The sequence below is a fragment of the Mycolicibacter sinensis genome (genome assembly GCF_001667945.1).
GTDB classification, from domain to species: domain Bacteria; phylum Actinomycetota; class Actinomycetes; order Mycobacteriales; family Mycobacteriaceae; genus Mycobacterium; species Mycobacterium sinense_B.
The window spans coordinates 19,611-37,589 of sequence record NZ_LZJK01000166.1 but is presented as its reverse complement, the minus strand read 5'-3'; the positions used below and the strand labels follow the sequence as shown (position 1 = coordinate 37,589).

The 17,979-nt window shown below is 68.9% G+C and carries 15 protein-coding genes; 8 read left to right on the top strand and 7 right to left on the bottom strand.

Going from position 1 to position 17,979, the window contains the following annotated elements; translation table 11 throughout:
- Positions 1 to 9 precede the first annotated feature (9 nt).
- Positions 10 to 1,608 carry a Na+/H+ antiporter gene (locus A5694_RS21890; protein ID WP_064924394.1) on the bottom strand — a complete coding sequence of 533 codons (1,599 nt, stop codon included), beginning with the start codon at positions 1,606 to 1,608 and terminating at the stop codon, positions 10 to 12.
- A gap of 80 nt (positions 1,609 to 1,688) precedes the next feature.
- Here A5694_RS21890 and purT point away from each other — a divergent pair, with 80 nt between their 5' ends.
- The 3 genes from purT to A5694_RS21875 are packed head-to-tail and all read left to right on the top strand — an operon-like array spanning position 1,689 to position 4,675.
- Positions 1,689 to 2,954: a formate-dependent phosphoribosylglycinamide formyltransferase gene (purT, locus tag A5694_RS21885; protein ID WP_064924393.1), complete on the top strand. Its 1,266-nt coding sequence runs from the start codon at positions 1,689 to 1,691 to the stop codon at positions 2,952 to 2,954.
- A gap of 45 nt (positions 2,955 to 2,999) precedes the next feature.
- Positions 3,000 to 3,404 carry a rhodanese-like domain-containing protein gene (locus A5694_RS21880; protein ID WP_064924392.1) on the top strand — a complete coding sequence of 135 codons (405 nt, stop codon included), beginning with the start codon at positions 3,000 to 3,002 and terminating at the stop codon, positions 3,402 to 3,404.
- A complete protein-coding gene (locus A5694_RS21875) occupies positions 3,401 to 4,675 on the top strand; it encodes an O-succinylhomoserine sulfhydrylase (protein WP_082952802.1) in 1,275 nt (424 codons plus the stop codon). Before A5694_RS21880 ends, A5694_RS21875 begins: the two co-directional genes overlap by 4 nt.
- Here the strand turns inward: A5694_RS21875 and A5694_RS21870 are convergent.
- The 5 genes from A5694_RS21870 to A5694_RS21850 all read right to left on the bottom strand — a co-directional run bounded on the left by A5694_RS21870 (position 4,672) and on the right by A5694_RS21850 (position 10,586).
- On the bottom strand, positions 4,672 to 5,526 hold the full coding sequence (locus tag A5694_RS21870; protein ID WP_064924391.1) for an SDR family oxidoreductase: 855 nt from the start codon (positions 5,524 to 5,526) through the stop codon (positions 4,672 to 4,674). The two genes, A5694_RS21875 and A5694_RS21870, sit on opposite strands and share 4 nt — an antisense overlap.
- A gap of 38 nt (positions 5,527 to 5,564) precedes the next feature.
- Complete coding sequence (locus A5694_RS21865; protein ID WP_064924390.1) at positions 5,565 to 6,326, bottom strand: isocitrate lyase/PEP mutase family protein; 762 nt, start codon at positions 6,324 to 6,326, stop codon at positions 5,565 to 5,567.
- Between the two features lie 206 nt (positions 6,327 to 6,532).
- The gene (locus tag A5694_RS21860) at positions 6,533 to 7,672 is read right to left on the bottom strand and encodes an acyl-CoA dehydrogenase family protein (protein WP_064924389.1); all 1,140 of its coding nucleotides are present in this window, start codon (positions 7,670 to 7,672) and stop codon (positions 6,533 to 6,535) included.
- Positions 7,672 to 8,856 carry an acyl-CoA dehydrogenase family protein gene (locus A5694_RS21855; RefSeq protein WP_064924388.1) on the bottom strand — a complete coding sequence of 395 codons (1,185 nt, stop codon included), beginning with the start codon at positions 8,854 to 8,856 and terminating at the stop codon, positions 7,672 to 7,674. The genes A5694_RS21860 and A5694_RS21855 overlap by 1 nt, the downstream gene beginning before the upstream one ends.
- Positions 8,857 to 9,047: 191 nt before the next feature.
- Positions 9,048 to 10,586: an acyl-CoA synthetase gene (locus A5694_RS21850; protein WP_064924387.1), complete on the bottom strand. Its 1,539-nt coding sequence runs from the start codon at positions 10,584 to 10,586 to the stop codon at positions 9,048 to 9,050.
- Between the two features lie 403 nt (positions 10,587 to 10,989).
- On the opposite strand from A5694_RS21850, the gene A5694_RS21845 reads away from it, so the two are divergent.
- Both A5694_RS21845 and A5694_RS21840 read left to right on the top strand, forming a co-directional pair.
- On the top strand, positions 10,990 to 11,535 hold the full coding sequence (locus A5694_RS21845; RefSeq protein ID WP_234786382.1) for a hypothetical protein: 546 nt from the start codon (positions 10,990 to 10,992) through the stop codon (positions 11,533 to 11,535).
- Positions 11,536 to 11,556: 21 nt separating this feature from the next.
- Positions 11,557 to 12,669: an alkaline phosphatase family protein gene (locus tag A5694_RS21840; protein WP_064924385.1), complete on the top strand. Its 1,113-nt coding sequence runs from the start codon at positions 11,557 to 11,559 to the stop codon at positions 12,667 to 12,669.
- Positions 12,670 to 12,735: 66 nt separating this feature from the next.
- Here A5694_RS21840 and A5694_RS21835 read toward each other — a convergent pair whose 3' ends face one another.
- Positions 12,736 to 14,232: a potassium/proton antiporter gene (locus tag A5694_RS21835; RefSeq protein ID WP_064924423.1), complete on the bottom strand. Its 1,497-nt coding sequence runs from the start codon at positions 14,230 to 14,232 to the stop codon at positions 12,736 to 12,738.
- Positions 14,233 to 14,389: 157 nt separating this feature from the next.
- On the opposite strand from A5694_RS21835, the gene A5694_RS21830 reads away from it, so the two are divergent.
- From A5694_RS21830 to A5694_RS21820, 3 genes are all read left to right on the top strand, one after another.
- Positions 14,390 to 15,070, top strand: a complete 681-nt coding sequence (locus A5694_RS21830) for a potassium channel family protein (RefSeq protein ID WP_064924384.1) — start codon at positions 14,390 to 14,392, stop codon at positions 15,068 to 15,070.
- Between the two features lie 26 nt (positions 15,071 to 15,096).
- Entirely contained in the window at positions 15,097 to 16,011 is a 915-nt protein-coding gene (locus A5694_RS21825) for an SAM-dependent methyltransferase (RefSeq protein ID WP_082952801.1), read from the top strand.
- Between the two features lie 686 nt (positions 16,012 to 16,697).
- Positions 16,698 to 17,972, top strand: coding sequence for a PPE family protein (locus A5694_RS21820; protein WP_064924383.1), 1,275 nt, complete (start codon positions 16,698 to 16,700; stop codon positions 17,970 to 17,972).
- The last annotated feature ends 7 nt before the right edge of the window (positions 17,973 to 17,979 follow it).

Below are 17,979 nucleotides of genomic sequence, written 5' to 3'. Positions count from 1 at the left end.
GGGCGGAAACTAATCCAGGTTCAGCGTCGCCTCTTCCAGATCCAACCGGTGCAGCAGGGTGCGCAGCACCTGGTCGTCGATGTGGCCCTGGTCGCGTTCGGCGATCAGCGCCGCACGCTCGGCGGCCAGCATCTCCAGCCGCAATCGGCGAAACGCCGCGGCGGCGGTCTCGTCGCTGTCGTCGTTGTCCGGATCCAACCGGCGCAGCCGCTCGCGGGCCGCGTTGCGGCGCCGGGTGTTCCAGGTGCGCAAGGCGTCGGCGGCGCGCTCGCTGGCCGGCGACGGCTCGCTGGAGGCGAGCACCTCATCCAGCCGGTCGGCGGCGGCACGGGCCGCTTTGTCCTGCGCGGCGGCCGCCGCGATCGCGTCGTTGCGGTCCTGGTCGGTGCGGACCCCCAGCCGCCGGATCAGCCAGGGCAGCGTCATCCCGTGCAGCAGCAAGGTGCCGACGACGACGACGAACGTGAGAAACACCAGCTGGGGGCGGCCCGGGAACCGCTGACCGGCCAGCGTCGCCGCCGGCACACCGAAGGCGGCCGCCAATGACACCACGCCGCGCATCCCGGCCCACGCCAGGATGAACACCTGTCCGGGTGTGGGGGCGGGCTCGCGTTGCCGGATCCGTGCGGACAGCATCCGCGGCAGGTAGGAGAACGTCACCACCCACACCACGCGGACCGCCAGCGCCGTCGCGAAGACGGCCAGCGAGGCGAGGGTCAGACTCGAAAAGCGGACCCCGCGCAGGTTCTGCACCACCGTCGGTAGTTGCAGGCCGATCAGCAGGAACGCCAAGGATTCCAGCACCAGTTGCACCGCTCGCCAGACCGCCTGGTCCTGCAGCCGGGTGGCGTAGTGGGCGCGGGTGAAACGCTGCCCGAGGATCAATGCGGCGACCACCACCGCGAGCACCCCGGAGCCGCGCACCTCCTCGGCCACCAGGTAGATGACGAACGGGGCGACCAACCCGACCGCGCTTTCCACCAGCGGATCGGTCAACCGGGCCCGGATGACCACGATGAGCGCCCCGAAGACCACCCCCACCACCACACCACCGACCGCAGACAGCACGAATATCGCCAGCCCGGTGCCCCAGCCGGTCGCGGCGCCGATCGCCGCGGCCAGCGCCATCTTGTAGACGGTCAGCGCGGTGGCGTCGTTGAGCAGGCTCTCCCCGCTCAGCAGCGTCATGATCCGGCGCGGCAGCCCGAGCCGGCGGCCGACCGCGGTCGCCGAGACCGCATCCGGCGGCGCCACGATCGCACCCAAGGTCAACGCGGCCGCCAAGCTGAACTCGGGCACGGTGTAGTAGGCGACCACACCGACCGCGACGGTGGTGGCCAGCGGCAGGCCGACCGCCAGCAGCATGATCGAACGGCGGTTGCGGCGCATGTTGATGAACGAACTCTCCAGTCCCGCCGACCACAACAACGGCGGCAGGATCACGAACAGCACCAGGTCGGGCCGCAGCGCGATGTCGGGCACCGCCGGAATCAGCCCGACCAGCAGACCGGCGATCACCAGGACCAGCGGCGCGGACAGTTTGTGATGCCGGGCGATGGCCGCGACCAGCACGGCGGCCACCAGCGAGCCCAATAGCGCAGGGTTCACCGTCGTTCGCACCTCCGTCCGTGTTCCCGCTTATCCTTGAGCACCATGCAACATTGCCTCGGGGCGGGAGGATAGGGCGGTTGGACGGCGAGGCCGAGAAGGAGCGGGCGTTCACGACCGAACGGTCGTCCGCAGACGGTCCCAGCCGGACCCGGGTGGCCCTGCTCGGCTCCGGTGAGCTCAGCCGTGAACTGGTGACGGCGCTGCAACGCCTGGGTGCCGAGGTGATCGCCGTCGACCGTTACGCCGATGCCGCGCTGCACGGGGTCGCTGACCGCTCCGTGGTGGTGGATCTGAGCGACAACGACGAACTGGCCGCGGCGATCAGGTGGCTGCAGCCGAAGGTCGTGGTGGTCGCCTCCGACGTGGTGGCCACCGACGCGCTGGCCGCCATTGCCGATACGGATCTCACCGCGGTGGTGCCGGGCATCCGCGGTGCTCAGCTGGCCGCCGACCCGGAGGGGTTGCGCCGGCTGGCCGCCGACGAGCTCGGGCTGCCGACCGCACCGTTCTGGTTCGCCGGTTCGGTCGAGGAGCTGCGGGCGGTGGCCAAGCACGGCGGATTCCCGATGGTGGTCAAACCGCTGGGAGGAGCCGTAGGCGAGGGCCGCTCGGTGATGGTGCGTGACAGCGACATCGAACCCGCCTGGGAACGTGCGGTTTCGGTCGCCGCTGCGGGCACACCGGCCCGGGTGCTGGCCGAGAGGGTGGTGGAGTTCGACAGCGAGGTCATGTTGCTGGCGGTGCACCGCGACGGCGCGGACGGGCCGGCACTGGATTTCTGCGCGCCCATCGGGCACCGCACCGAGGAGGACCCGAACGGGCAACTGACCGTGGAGCTTTGGCAGCCGTACCCGATGAGCGCGGTGGCGCTGGATGCGGCCAAGTCGGTCGCCGCACGGATCGCGCGGGCCCTCGGCGGACGCGGCCTGTTCGGGGTGGAGTTACTGGTTCACGGCGACGAGGTGTACTTCACCGGCGTCAATGTCCGCCCCTACGATGCCGCGCTGCTGACGTTGCGCACCCAGCGGCTCTCCGGTTTCGAACTGCAGGCACGCGCGATCCTCGGGCTGACCACCGACGCCATCCTGGTCTCGCCCGGCGCCGCCCGGCTGATCTACTCGCGGCGGCCGCCGGGCGGGGCCGCCACCGAGGCGACCGGAGACAGTGTGGCGGTGGTCGCCGATGCGCTCAGCGTGACCGAAAGTGATGTGGTGGTGTTCGGCCACCACGAGGGGCACCCCCGCCGGCGGCTGGGTTTGGCGCTGGCCACGGGTCCCGATGTGGCGGTCGCCCGCGACCGGGCCGAGCAGGTCGCGGCGGTTCTGGGCAAGCTCTGGCCCTGACCCCCGGCGTGGCGTGGAGCCGCCGCGGGTGCGACACTTCGGCAGGTGAGCTACGCCGGAGACATCACCCCCGAGCAAGCCTGGGCGATACTGCGCGACGACCCCACCGCGACGCTCGTCGACGTGCGCACCGACGCCGAATGGCGCTTCGTGGGACTGCCTGACTTGTCCGATCTGGGCCGCCAGGTGGTGTGCATCGAGTGGGTGCACTCCGACGGCAGCCCCAACCTGGACTTCGCGCGTGAGCTGGCCGCCCGGGTCCCGGCCGGGCCGGCGGTCTTCCTGTGCCGCTCGGGCAACCGCTCCATCCCGGCCGCCGAGACCGCGACCGCGGCCGGCATCGCCCCGTCCTACAACGTGCTGGACGGTTTCGAAGGCCAGCTCGACGCGCATGCTCACCGCGGGGGCACCGGTTGGCGCGCGGTCGGCCTGCCCTGGAAGCAGTCGTGAGCGAGCGCTCGGGTTCATGCGCCGGTCCCAGCGTCGGTTCTCCTTCGTCGAGCGTCGCTGAACCGTCGGTCCGCGTCCCCAAACCGCTGCCGGACGGCGTCAGCCCGGCCACCATCGGGGTGCGCGGCGGGCTGCTGCGCTCGCAGTTCGACGAGACCGCCGAGGCGCTGTTCCTCAGCTCCGGCTACGTCTACGACTCCGCAGCCGCCGCGGAGCAGGCGTTCACCGGCGAGGTCGACCGGTTCGTCTACTCGCGCTACGGCAACCCGACGGTGTCGATGTTCGAGGAGCGACTGCGGCTGATCGAGGGCGCCCCGGCGGCATTCGCCACCGCCAGCGGCATGGCGGCGGTCTTCGTCTCGCTCGGTGCGCTGCTGAGTGCCGGTGATCGACTGGTGGCTGCCCGCAGCCTGTTCGGCTCATGCTTCGTGGTCTGCAACGAGATCCTGCCCCGCTGGGGCGTGGAGACCGTCTTCGTCGACGGCGACGACCTGACGCAGTGGGAGCAGGCACTGTCGGTACCGACCACCGCAGTCTTCTTCGAGACACCGTCGAACCCGATGCAGTCGCTCGTCGACATCGCCGCGGTCACCGAGTTGGCTCATGCTGCCGGTGCGAAAGTGGTGCTGGACAACGTGTTCGCCACTCCGCTGCTGCAGCAGGGCTTTCCGCTCGGGGTCGACGTGGTGGTGTACTCCGGCACCAAGCACCTCGACGGGCAGGGCCGGGTGCTCGGCGGGGCGATCCTGGGCGACCAGGACTACATCGACGGTCCGGTGCAGACGCTGATGCGTCACACCGGCCCGGCGCTCAGCCCGTTCAACGCCTGGCTGCTGCTGAAAGGCCTTGAAACTCTTTCGATTCGGGTCGACTACGCCAACGCTGCGGCACTGCGGATCGCGCAGTTCCTCGAGCAGCATCGCGCGGTGCGCTGGGTGCGCTACCCGTTTCTGGCGTCGCATCCACAGCACGACCTGGCGCGCCGGCAGATGTCCGGTGGCGGTACCGTCGTCACCTTCGAACTCGATGCCCCGGCGGGCGCGGCCAAGCAGCGGGCGTTCGAGTTGCTCGACAAGCTGAGACTGATCGACATCTCCAACAACCTCGGCGACGCCAAGTCGCTGATCACCCATCCGGCGACCACCACCCACCGGGCGATGGGGCCGGAAGGACGTGCCGCGATCGGCCTCGGCGACGGGGTGGTGCGCATCTCGGTCGGGCTGGAGGGCACCGATGATCTGATCGCCGACCTGGACCAGGCGCTGGGTTAGTCGTTGTCGATAACCCCAGTGGCATGCCGGGCGCGGTCCTCGTAGGCCTGCCGGGCCGCGGTGTCCAGCTGCAGGAACACCGTGTCGTTGCCCGTCTTCTTGTTGAGCCAGCGGCGGGCCCGATCGGGTAGCAGGGTCGCCAGGATCGCGGTGCGACGCCCGAAACCGGGCACCGAGACCAGGGTCTTCGGCTTGTCGAGTACCTTGACCACCGCGGCCGCGATGTCTTCGGGTTCCACCGGCCGCTGGGCCGCCGACGGTGTTGTGCCCGAGATCAATTCGGTGTTGGTGAACGTCGGTAGCACTGCGGTGACCGCCACACCCTGCGGTGCGAATTCGTCAGACATCGCGGTGCTCAAGCCCACGACGGCGAATTTGGTTCCGGCGTAGAGCACTTGGCCCGGGACCGCCACGATCCCGGCCATCGAGGCGACGTTGATGATGTGGCCGCTGCGGCGTTTGACCATCTCGGGAAGCACCAGCTGGCACCCGTTGAGTACGCCGTAGAAGTTGACCTCGGTGGCCGAGCGAATGGTCTCTTGGGTCTGGTCGAGGAACGGTCCGACCGGCATCACGCCGGCATTGTTGATCAGCACGTCGATGCGGCCGTCACCGTCGGCACGAGCCTTGTCCAGAAACGTCGAGAACGACTCCCGGTCGGTGACGTCGAGCGGGTAGCCGGTGACGGGCTGCCCGGGGCCCAGCCCCTGCACCGCCGTGTCGAGCGCGCGGGTGTCGCGGTCGCCGATGACTACCCGGGCACCGCGCGCGAGCAGGGCCGCGGCGGTCGCCAGCCCGATCCCCCGGGCGGCACCTGTGATGGCAACGGTCTTGCCACGGATGTTGTCCACCCGAGAAACTTAACAGGTGTCAAGTTCCTGGGGAAGCCTCAGGACCAGCGGGCGAGAACCTCCCCGGCGTGCTTGCCCAGGGCGACCTGCAACAGCGGGCCGAAGCTGACCCGCCCGATCCCGAGCTTGCCGAACGAGGCCGGGTCGTCGGAGTCGGGCGCGGCGAGCGCGTTGACCGGCCTGGGCAGCCCGGAGGCCAGGGTGCGCAACGTCTCCGCGTCGTGGCGGCCGACCGGGTAGAGCACGTCCGCGCCGGCTTCGGCGCATGCGGTCAGCCGGGCGATGGCGCGGTCGATGCGGTCGGTGTCGTCACCGTCTTGGCGCAGGAACAGGTCGGTACGGGCGTTGATCACCAGGTGCGTGCCGGCGGCGTCGGCGGCTGCCCGCAGGGCGGCCACATACTCGGCGTGCTCGGCGGACGACCGCAGCCGCTTGCCTTCGCTGTGCACCGAGTCCTCGATGTTGCAGCCGACCGCACCGGCCTCCAGCAGGGCCTCGACCAGCCGCTCGGCGGATTCGGCGTAGCCGGACTCGACGTCGAGGGAGACCGGCACGTCGACGGCCTCGGTGATCTGACGGACTCGGCCCAGCACGTCGGTGAAGGCCATCCCTTCGCCGTCGCTGCGGCCCATCGACTCAGCCAACGGCTTGCTGCCGATCGTCAGCGCGGCGAATCCGGCGCCCACCGCCAGCTTCGCCGACCACACATCCCACACGGTCGGCGCGATCACCGGATTGCCCGGCTGGTGCATCGCCAAGAAGGCTGCCGCCCGCTGGCCAAGGACCTCGTGACTCGTCATTTCTACGACTCTTCCATGTGGTATTTGCTGCTTGATCGCCGGGGTTCGATTACCGGGCGGACGGTCTAAGAATCTGGACGGATGGTCTCGGTGCGCTGCCGCAGTTCGGCCGCGTGATCTAGGGAAGGGGCACAACGGTTGGGCGGAACTCCACGAGCATCGGTCGAATTCCGTTGGGAGACCGCATCACTACGGTGATGCCGCTGTCATATCCCGAGGTCCTTGGCGATGATCGTCTTCATGATCTCGTTGGTGCCGCCGTAGATGCTCTGAATGCGGGCGTCGACGAACGCCCGGGACACCGGGTACTCGCGCATGTAGCCGTATCCGCCGTAGAGCTGCAGGCAGCGGTGCGCGGTGCGGAACTGCACGTCGGTGGTCCACCATTTGAGCTTGGCAGCGCGCGCCGCGGTCAGTTTGCCGTCTAGGTGCTCCGCGATACAGGCGTCGAGATAGGTTCGGGCCACGTCCAATTCGGTGGCCACCTCGGCCAGCACGAACTGGGTGTTCTGGAAACCGGATATCGGGGCGCCGAAGGCCTGGCGTTGCTTTACGTAGTCCAGCGTTTCGGCCAGCACCCCTTCGGCGGCGGCGACGGCGCCCACCCCCAGCGAGAGCCGTTCCTGGGGCAGGTTGCGCATCAACTGGTAAAAGCCCTGCCCTTCCTCGCCGAGCAGGTTGGCAACCGGCACCCGCATATCGGTGAACGCCAGCTCGGAGGTGTCCTGGGCGTGCAGACCGATCTTGGCGAGGTTGCGGCCGCGGTGGAAGCCGGGTGTGTCGGGTTCGACGACCAGCAGGGACAGGCCCTGGTGCCGGTCGTCACCGGTGCGGACCGCCACCACGAATAGATCACCGCTTTGTCCGTTGGAGATGAAGGTCTTGGCGCCGTTGACCACGTAGTGATCGCCGTCCCGCTGCGCGGTGGTGGTGATGCCGGCCAGGTCGCTGCCGGTGCCCGGTTCGGTCATCGCGATGCCGAGCACCGTTTCGCCGGTCACCACCCCCGGCAGCCAACGCTTTTTCTGCTCGGTGTTCGTCAGGTCGGTCAGATAGGGCAGCACGACGTCGTTTTGCAGCGAGAACGCGATAGCTTCCGCTGCGGCACCGGCGCGCTGCAATTCGTCGACGACGATCGCGTGGTAGCGGAAGTCGTTGACACCGGGGCCGCCGAACTCCTCCGGGATCGGGAATCCGAGCAGGCCGAGCCGGCCGGCCTCGATGAATATCGAGCGATCCCAGGTGCCGTCGCGTTCGGCGTCCTCGTGGGCGGGAATGACCGTGCTGCGCACGAAATCCCGGACCAATTCCCGGAATTGTCGGTGCTCCGAGCCGTAGCCCAGCATCAGCGGAAGGCACCCAACCCGGTGAAGGCCTGACCCAGCACGAGTTGATGCATCTCGGGGGTCCCCTCGTAGGTCAGCACCGACTCCAGATTCACCATGTGCCGAATGACCGGGTACTCCAGCGATATCCCGTTGCCGCCCAGGATCGTTCGTGCGATGCGGCAGATCTCCAGCGCGCTGCGGGTGTTGTTGAGTTTGCCGAAGCTGACCTGCTCGGGACGCAGGCCGGCGCGATCCTTGAGCCGGCCCAGGTGCAGCGAGAGCAGCTGTCCCTTGTGCAGCTCGACGGCCATATCGACGAGTTTGGCCTGGGTGAGCTGGAAGCCGGCGATCGGCTTGCCGAACTGGGTGCGTGCCGTGGCGTAGTCGCGGGCCGACTGCCACGCCGACCGGGCCGCGCCCATCGCCCCCCAGATGATTCCGTAGCGTGCCTCGGACAGGCTGGCCAACGCGCCTTTGACGCCGCGGGCCTTGGGCAGCATCGCATCGGCCGGCAGCCGCACCTCGTCGAGCACCAGCTCGCTGGTGATGGAGGCGCGCAGCGACAGCTTGTGGTGGACGATGTTGGCGGAGAACCCGGGGGTGTCGGTGGGCACGATGAAGCCCCGGATGCCGTCGTCGGTGGCCGCCCACACCACCGCGACGTCGGCGATCGACCCGTTGGTGATCCACATCTTGCGGCCGTTGAGTATCCAGTCCGAGCCGTCGCGTTTGGCGCGGGTGGTCATGGCGGCCGGATCCGAGCCGACGTCGGGTTCGGTCAGCCCGAAGCAGCCGATGACCTCACCGGTGGCCATGCCCGGCAGCCACTGCTGCTTCTGCTCCTCGGAACCGTTGTTGTAGATCGAGAACATCGCCAACGAGCCTTGCACGCTCACCAGGGAACGTAGGCCGGAGTCGGCGGCCTCCAATTCCACGCAGGCCAGCCCATAATGCACCGCGGACGCCCCGCCGCAGCCGTAGCCGTGCAGGTGCATGCCGAGCAGCCCGAGTTTGCCGAATTCCCGCGCGAGTTCGCGCGCCGGTAGATCGCCGATCTCGAACCATTCGGCGATGTGCGGCATGACGTGTTCGGCGCAGAATTTCGCGACGGTATCGCGCAGCGCGATCTCGTCGTCGGAGAGCAGGGAGTCGAGGCTCAGCGGGTCGAGCGGGTCGAACGCCGGGGTGGTGTGGGTGCTCATGGGTTCAGCCTGCCATTGTCAGGCCGCCGTTGCCGCCGTTGCCGCCGCCGGATACGTAACTGGCGTCGCCGCCCGCGGCACCGCTTCCGCCAGTGCCTCCGGTGCCGCCGCCGACTCCGGTAGCCGATGTTGAGCTGCTTCACCGTTGTGCGGACGGCCGCTGCCGGTCTACCTGCGTCTCCGCGGGAACCTCAGGTCTCGAGGTGCTCCGAGATGGCCTCGCGCAGCTGGTACTTCACCACTTTTCCGGACTGCGTGCGGGGCAGCGTGTCGACGAACTCCAACCGGATCGGCAATTTGAACGCCGCCAGCTTGTCCCGGGCGAACTCGCGCAGCTCCTCCAGCGTCAACGTCGCACCCGGCTGCAGCGCCACCACCGCGGTTACCGCTTCACCCCACTTGTCGTGCGGGGTGCCCAGCACCGCGACTTCGGCGACGGCCGGGTGCCCGTAGAGCACATCTTCGACTTCGGCGGGGTAGACGTTCTCGCCGCCGGAGATCACCATGTCCTTGACCCGGTCGATCACCCAGATGTATCCCTCGTCGTCGGCCTGACCGATGTCGCCGGTGTGAAACCAACCCTCGGAGTCGATCACCGCGGCGGTGGCTTGCGGGTTACGCCAGTAGCCGGCCATCACCTGCGGTCCGCGCACGCAGATCTCGCCGCGCGCACCGGTGGGCACCGGGGCGTTGTTGGCGTCGACCAGTCGCACGTCCGACAGTGGCAGTACCTGGTTGCCGGCGGCGCCGATTTTCACCCCGACCTCGTCGGTGCGCAGTACCAATGCCAGCGGCGCCGTTTCGGTCAACCCGTAACCTTGCGCGAACGGGATACCCCGCTCGCCGTAGCGGCGGATCAGCGCCTCGGGTACCGGGGCGCCGCCGCAGACGAAGTTGCGCACACTGGACAGGTCGGATTCGGCGAACTCCGGGCGCTGGCTCATGAACAGGAACATCGCCGGCACCCCGAACATGGTGGTGACCCGGTGCTCGGCGATGAGCTTGAGGGCTTCGGCCGGATCGAAGGTGGGCATCAGCACGATCCGCCCGCCCTTCTGCAGCGTCAGCAGCGTGGTGACGTTCAGCCCGCCGATGTGAAACAGCGGCGCGCAGACCAGCGACACGTCCTGCTGGCTGGTGTCGAACGCCAACAGCGCATTGATGTTGTTCCAGAACAGGTTGGCGTGGGTGAGCATGGCCCCCTTCGGGCGCCCGGTGGTGCCTGAGGTGTACATGATCACCGCGACCTCGTCAGGCTCGGCGAACACCGGGTCGGCCAGCGGGGCGCGCCGCGCGAGCAGGTCGTCGGCCACCTCCCAGCCGGGAACCGGCGCCAGCGCGATCGTGCGCTGCAAGCCCGCTTCGGTGCGCACCGGGTCGACCACCATGGCGCGCTCGGTGTCGGCCAGCAGGGTGTGCACTCCCGCGTTGTCCAGGATGTAGCAGAGTTCGTCGGCGGTGAGCCGCCAGTTCAGCGGTACGAAGGCCGCGCCGATCCGGGCGGCGGCGAACAGCGTGACCAGAAAGTCGGGGTGATTGAGGCCGACATAGCCGACGCGGTCGCCGCGACGCATTCCACCGGCGAGCAGCTCGGCCGCCAGCCGGTCGATACGGTCCGCGAAATCCCGATATGTCCAGGTGTTGTCGCCGAACGTTATCGCCGGCAGCTTCGGTGTTGCCGCCGCCCGCCGGGCGATCCAGGAGCCGAGATCGATCGGAGCTGTGGTCACCGATGAACGCTAACGCGGCGGCTCCGCCTGGGGGCCCGATTCGCCGCGCTGCGACCGCCGCCGGCCGGTGGGGGCTTTTAACGATCGGCCTGATTTTTTTGTGTCGCCCGGCGCCGGTCTTCAATTCCGCATGTGCGCGGCGAGCGCTGTTATGTGGGAAAGAGAATTGTTCGCGGTGATTTTAACTGTTAACCATTGTGACGGCCGTCTCAATTGCCGCCTCCACCTGCGGAAATGCCGGTCGATGTGCTGACGGTGGCGTGCCGGGTGACGATAGGTGAACGGTCATTGAACATTGTTATTCGCGGCCCATTTCGACTCGCGTAATCGGAGTTGAAGCGGCTAGGTTCGTCCTCGCCGAGCCGACCATTGCCCGGCCCCGTAGCGGAAGGGTTTTGAGGAGATGAGCGGTCGCCGGCGTGGCGGTTCAGCCCGAGGGGTAGTTACGGCGTTTGTGGCGCTGGGCTGCTGGCTGCTGGCCGCACCGACCGCGCATGCCGACCTCGACGATCTGCTCGACACCGTCCTGGGCGCGGCCACCGCCGGCGCCGACGTGGACCCGGGCGGCATCCTCCCCACGGATCCGGGCGACCTGACCGATCTCGGCGTCCTTCAAGATCCGCTGGGGCAGCTCGACCAGCTCTTCCACAACACGCCGGCCGCCGCCGACGGTACTCCCGCGGACGGCACTCCCGCGGCGCCCACCGACAACGGCTCCGGGACACCCGCCGACACCGGTGCCGGTAGTGCCGAACACAGCTCGGGGAGCGGCAGTTCCAACAATCTGCCCAGCCTGCCCAAGTTCAGCATCCCCAGCACCGGAAGCGGCTCGGGTGGCTCAGGCGGCTCGGGTGGCTCGGGCGGCTCGGGCAATAGCCCAGCGCGGACCAAGTCGAACACCAGCGCCGCCAACAGCGCGCCGGCGCCCGAGCCGGCAGCGGCGCCGTAGCCAAGGTGGCAGTCTGAACCGGTGCCCGGTTCGATCTGTGACATCCTGCCGTCCGCGGCGGCAGCGCTCGGCGTGCCCGGCGCGCCCGATGTCCTCGGCCTGGAAGAGCGGATCGGCGATGTGCGGCGGCTGGCGGTGGTGCTCGTCGACGGGCTGGGCTTGCACCTGTTGCCGCAGCTGGTGGCCGACGCGCCGCTGCTGGCCTCGGTGCTGGCCGGTGCCGCTGGGCAGCTGACCGAGCTGGCCTGCACCTTCCCGTCAACCACACCCACCAGCCTGGTCTCGCTGGGCACCGGCGTATTGCCGGGGGAGCACGGTGTGCTGGGCTTCACCGTCAACGTGCCCGGAACCGATCGGGTGCTGACCCACATCTTCTGGGCGGACGACCCGCCGCCGGGGGCCTGGCAGCCGGTGCCGACCTGGTTCGAACGACTCCGCGACGCCGGCGTCAGCGCCCGGGCGGTGCTGCCGGAGATGTTCATCGGCAGCGGCCTGACCGAGGCCGCCTACCGCGGCGCGGAGTTCCGCCCGGTGGCCAAGGGTGAGCCCTACGCGCCGCGGCTCGCCGCGGAGCTGGCTTCGCCGGGTCTGGTCTACGGCTACACCGCAGCACTCGATCACGCCGCACACGTCTCGGGCGTCGGCTCCTCGCACTGGCATGCTGCCGCCGCCAAAGTCGACGCGCTGCTGCGTCATCTGCTCGAGCACCTCCCGGGCGACGCCGCGCTGGTGGTCACCGCCGACCACGGCGGGCTCAACGTGCCCGAGCAGGCGCGCATCGATCTCGACGCGGACCCGGCGTTGCGCGCCGGAATCCGGGTGGTCGCCGGCGAGCCGCGGGTGCGCTACCTGCACACCGAGCCCGGCGCGACGGCAGATGTGCTGGCCGCCTGGACCGAACGCCTGGCCGGTCGGGCCCTGGTGCAGACCCGCGAGCAGGCTGTGGCCGCCGGCCGGTTCGGACCGGTGCGCTCCGAGCACCTGGCCCGCATCGGCGACGTCGTCGTGACCTGTACCGGCGACACCGCGATCCTGGCAACCGACCACGAGCCGCCGCAGACCGCCCAGCTGGTGGGCTTGCACGGTGGGCTCACCCCCGCGGAGGTCGCGATCCCGCTCATCACCCTGCGTTGACTCTGCGCCCAGGGCGTGAAAGTGCGAGTGGAACCCGCCCTGGGCGCAGAGTCAACGCCGGATGGGTCACTCCGAGTCGCCGTACTCGTCGAACCAGTGGGCCAGTTTGCCGCGCCGACTGACCGCACGCAGCCGCCGTTCCGCTGACGCGCGGGTCTTGCTGGTGGTGACGATGAGCAGTTCATCGCCCACGGTGATCCGGGTGTCAGGCTGGGGGACGAAGGTGTCGCCCTTACGGATGATCAGGGTGATGACGCTCGGGTCGGGCAGCCGCAGCTCGAGCACCGAGACGTTGTGCAGCTTCGATTCCGGCTGCACCGTCATCGTCAACAGCTCGGCCTCCAAGACGTCCAGCGGTGCCGCCTCGACCTGGATCTCGCGCGTGGTGTCCCGCGGTATCAGCCCCAGCCAGTGGGCGAACAGACCCAGGCTGGGGCCCTGCACCACCGTGTAGACCACCACCAGGATGAACACGATGTTGAGCAGTCGATAGCTGTCCGGCACGCCCTCGACGATCGGAAAGGTGGCGAGCACAATCGGAACCGCGCCGCGCAGGCCGGCCCAGGACAAGAAGATCTGCTCGCGCCACGGCACTTTGAACCAGATCAGCGACGCCACCACCGATATCGGGCGGCTCAACAGCAGCAGCACCGCCCCGATCACCAGCGCCGGCACCAGCTCCCCGGACAGCTGGCTGGGGCTCACCAGCAGGCCCAACAGCACGAACAGTCCGATCTGGGCCAGCCAGCCCAGCCCCTCGGCGAACGAGCGGATGGCCGCCCGATGCGGCAACCCGGAGTTGGCCAGCACCACCCCGGACAGGTAAGCGGCGATGAACCCGCTGGCGTGCACCGAAGCGGCCGCGGCGAACGCCACCATGCCCAGCCCGAATGTCGCCAGCGGATACAGGCCCGACGCCGGCAGTGCGGCGCGACGCAGCATCATCGCCCCCAGCAACCCGGCGACCAGGCCGATCGCCGAGCCGACGACCAGCTCGAAGACCACGTCGCCGATGGCGTGGATCGGTGCGATGGTCAGCGGCGTGGTGCTCAGCATCAGCACCACGATCGCCGCGGGCGCGTCGTTGAAGCCGGACTCGGCCTCCAGCAGGCCGGCCACCCGCCGCGGCAGCGGCAGCACACGCAGAATGGAGAACACCGCGGCGGCGTCGGTGGGCGAGACGATCGCGCCGAGCAGGAAGGCCAGCTGCCAGCTGATCCCGAGCAGCAGGTGCGCGGCGACCGCGATCACCGCCATGCTGACCACGACGCCGACGGTGGCCAGCACCGTCGCCGGCGCCAGCAGCTTGCGGATGTTGGCGAAGCGCGTCGTCAAACCACCTTCGACCAGGATCACCGCCAGCGCGGTGGTGCCCAGGTCGCTGGCCAGTTGGACGTCGGAGAAGTCCAGACCCAGCCCATCGTTGCCGATCGCCACCCCGACCAGAAGGAACAGCAGCAGGCTGGGCAGACCAACCCGGTCCGCCGCCCGGGTGGCGATGATGCTCGCCAGCAGAACCAGGCCCCCGATAAGCAGGGCCAGGTAGAGCTGTTGCAGGCTCATCTGATCCCCATTCGGGCCGGCGGTGGTGGTCGAACCCACTCGTGTGATTCGCTCAAGGTCGGCGAGTTCGTGTTATCTGTCAGTAAATCAGTACGGCTGTCACGGCTGTGGTACACCCGGAGCAGCCGGGGTGCTTGCGGGGACGAGGGGAGCGATCATGCGCATCGGGATCGCCGGTGCCGGCGCGGTCGGGCGCTCTGTCGCACGAGAACTGATCGGCGACGGCCATCGGGTGCTGCTCATCGAGCGCAATCCGGCGCACTACCAGCCCCACTCCGTCCCCGAAGCCGAGTGGCTGCTGGCCGACGCCTGCGAACTGTCCGCGCTGCAGGAGTGCTGCATCGAGATCTGTGACGTGGTGATCGCTGCCACCGGTGATGACAAGGCCAACCTGGCCGTCGCGCTGCTGGCCAAGGGGGAGTTCGGGGTGTCCCGGGTGGTAGCCCGGGTCAACAACGCCCGCAACGAGCCCCTGTTCACCGAGGAGTGGGGTATCGATGTGGCGGTCTCCACACCGCGGGCGATGGTCGCCGCGGTGGAGGGCGCCATCGACGTGGGCCACCTGGTGCCGCTGATGGGCTTGCGCCGGGGTCAGGCAAGCCTGACGAAACTGACGCTGCCTGAGGATAATCCGCTGATCGGCCGGCAGGTCTGCGACATCGCGCTGCCCGAGGGTGCCGCCCTGGTCGCGGTGCTGCGCGGCGACGCGGTCATCCTGCCGCGGGCGGCCGATGCGCTGCAGGCCGGCGACGAGATGCTGTTCGCCGCCGCGAGCGGGATCGACGACCAGATCCGGGCGGTCGTGCACGGGGTGCCGGCCGGCAGAAGAATGCCCTGACCGTCGTGCCGCCACGGTGGACACCCATGAGCACGGCGCCCGCCTCCCGGGACGACCCCGGGAGCCTGGCCACCGGTGCCGGCGTCATCGCGACGGTGCTGGCCGCGGCGCGCGCAGCGGCGACGTCGCGGGGCCTGATCAATGACCCGTTCGCCGCGCCGTTGGTGCACAAGGTGGGTCTGGAGTTCTGCATCCGGGTGGCCGACGGCGATCTGGACATCAGTCGGCTCGGCAAGGACGGCGGGTTTCCGCGGCTGGCGGAGTTCTCCGCGGCCCGAACCACGTTCTTCGATGCGTTCTTCACCGACGCCGCGCGCGGCGGGATCCGCCAGGCGGTGATCCTGGGATCGGGGCTGGACACCCGCGCCTACCGGCTGTGGTGGCCGGCCGAGACCGTCGTCTACGAGGTGGACCATCCTCCGGTGGTCGACTTCAAAGCCACCACCATGCGGGCGTGGGGCAGCACGCCGAGCGTCAACCGTCGCGCGGTCGGTGTCGATCTGCGCGGCGACTGGCCGGCCGCGCTGCGGCGGGTGGGGTTCGACGCCGCCGCACCCACCGCGTGGGTGATCGAGGGTCTGCTGGTCTGGTACGTGCCGTCGGATGCGCAGAATCGCCTGCTCGACGGCGTCAGTGCGCTCAGCGCCCCGGGCAGCCGGCTCGCCGCCGACCACGCAGTGCCGCCGAGCCGGCCGCAGGCGGTCCATCACGAGTCCCTCGTCGAGCGCTGGCGCCGGCGCGGCCTGAGCCTGACCGGGCCCGGACCGTTCTACTCCGGAGAGCACACCGACGTGGTGCGGCACCTGAAAGAGAGCGGCTGGATGACCGTCGACTCCAGCATCGCTGACCTGTTCGCCGCCGCTCGGCTGCCCCGGTTGACCGACCGTGAGCTTGACGGCGCCCCGGCCGCGATCCGCTACGTCGCCGCTACCCGGAGCTAGCCCCCGGCGTCGAGAAGCGTTGCACGCGAATTTATCTCGCATAACGTGATACCGAGTGCGAGACTCGTCACTGCGCCGGGGCTATTGCCTCGTGTTACGTGGAATTGGCAGAGCGTGTGGCCGTAGAAGCGAATTCCCGGCAAATGCGTTGTGGTGCAATGGGTTACAGCATACGAGTCGGCGTGCGTGTATGTCGAATGCGGGCACGGCATGGCGTGACCTGCAACACGCCGTTTGTCCAAGTGGGGTTTTCGATAATTACCTTCCAGTTCATACACAGCAAATCCCCGGAAACAAGTCCTAGTTTGAAGGCTCGTCAATCGGCGGATAGCGCGACGATGGCGTGAATAGCTCGTATTTCCAGGAGGTTACGTCATGATCACACCTCTCGATTCACGCGTTCTGCCGGTCGCCGCTGCTCACGATTCGGCACGGCGATGACGGGCGCCTTGTCGATCGGCGCCTGGGCGCATGCCGTCGAGGGGTACCTGCAGCGCCGAATACACCGGCCGTGGCGCAAGCGCGGCTCCTAGCCGCCGTCTTGTCGCTGACCAACGCCGGAAACCGGTCCGCCGTGGCCCGGTCCTGGTGTCCAAAGCATTCATGCGAATGGCCTCACCGCTCGGCATCGCCGCTGACGTGGGCTGATTCGCACTCCTTCGAAGCGTTGTAAGAGGTTGGGAAACATGGATTTCGGGGCACTACCGCCGGAGGTGAACTCCGGCCGGATGTATACAGGGGCCGGCCCGGGACCACTGCTGTCCGCGGCATCCGCCTGGAGTGAGCTGGCTGCCGTGTTGCACTCGGCGGCAGCGGAATACGGCACCGCCGTGTCGGATCTGTCCGCCGATTGGCATGGGTCCTCCGCGGACGCCATGGCGGTGGCGGCGGCGCCGTACGTAGAGTGGATGAGCGGGCTCGCCGGTCAGGCTGAACAGGCGGGCGCGCAGGCGGCCGCGGCCGCCGCTGCCTACGAGGCGGCGTTCGCCGCAACCGTTCCACCGGCGGTGATCGCGGCGAATCGCAGCCTGCTGATGACGCTGATCGCGACGAACATTCTGGGCCTCAACACGCCGGCGATCGCGGCCACCGAGGCGCATTACGCCGAGATGTGGGCCCAGGATGCCGCAACCATGTACAGCTATGCCGGTGCGTCGGCGGCCGCCACCCAACTGACACCGTTCGCCGAGCCGCCACCGACCACGAACCAGGCCGGAGCCGCGGATCAAGGCGTTGCGACAGCGCAGGCCGTCAGCCGCTCCGGCGCCTCTGTCGGACAACAGGTTTCGCAGGCGATGAAAGCGCTGCCGAAGGCACTGCAGTCGCTGTCGGCGAACCCCGCCGCGGCTGGATCGGCGTTGCCGGGTGGCCTCGGCACCGATTTGGCCAACTGGAACACCATCATGTCGACGCTGACCGGCGCGTACAGCCCGCTGTTGGGATGGTCAAGTATCCCGGGCGGCCCGCTGCTGTCGTTCGGACAGATCTGGAGCTGGCCGATCAATGCGATGGGAGCCAGCTCCTACCTGGCCGGGCCGAAAGCCATCACGGGCGCGTTGACGCCCTTGTCGTCCTTGGCGAACCAGGCCCTTCCGGCGGCCGGACTCGGCGGCGGGCCCGTGACGGGCTCCCTCGGCCGCGCGGCGCTGGTCGGAAAGCTGTCGGTGCCGACGGCGTGGGCCACGTCTGCACCGGCAGTTCAACCGGTCGTCTTGACGATGCCGGCGAGCGCGGCGGCCCCGGCGGCCGCGTTCGCCGGTGAGGACGTCATGTTCTCTGAGATGGCCTTGTCCAGCCTGGCGGGACGTGCCGTGGGAGCCACGGCGAGCCGGACCGTCGGCGCGACGATGACCCGCGCTGCCGGTTGCGGAGTGAGCGCCGATGTCCTCGGTGCCATTGCCGGTGAGGCGGACCCCACGGCGGCCACGATCGTGGTGATCCCGGCGCTCGACGATGAATGACGTTGCG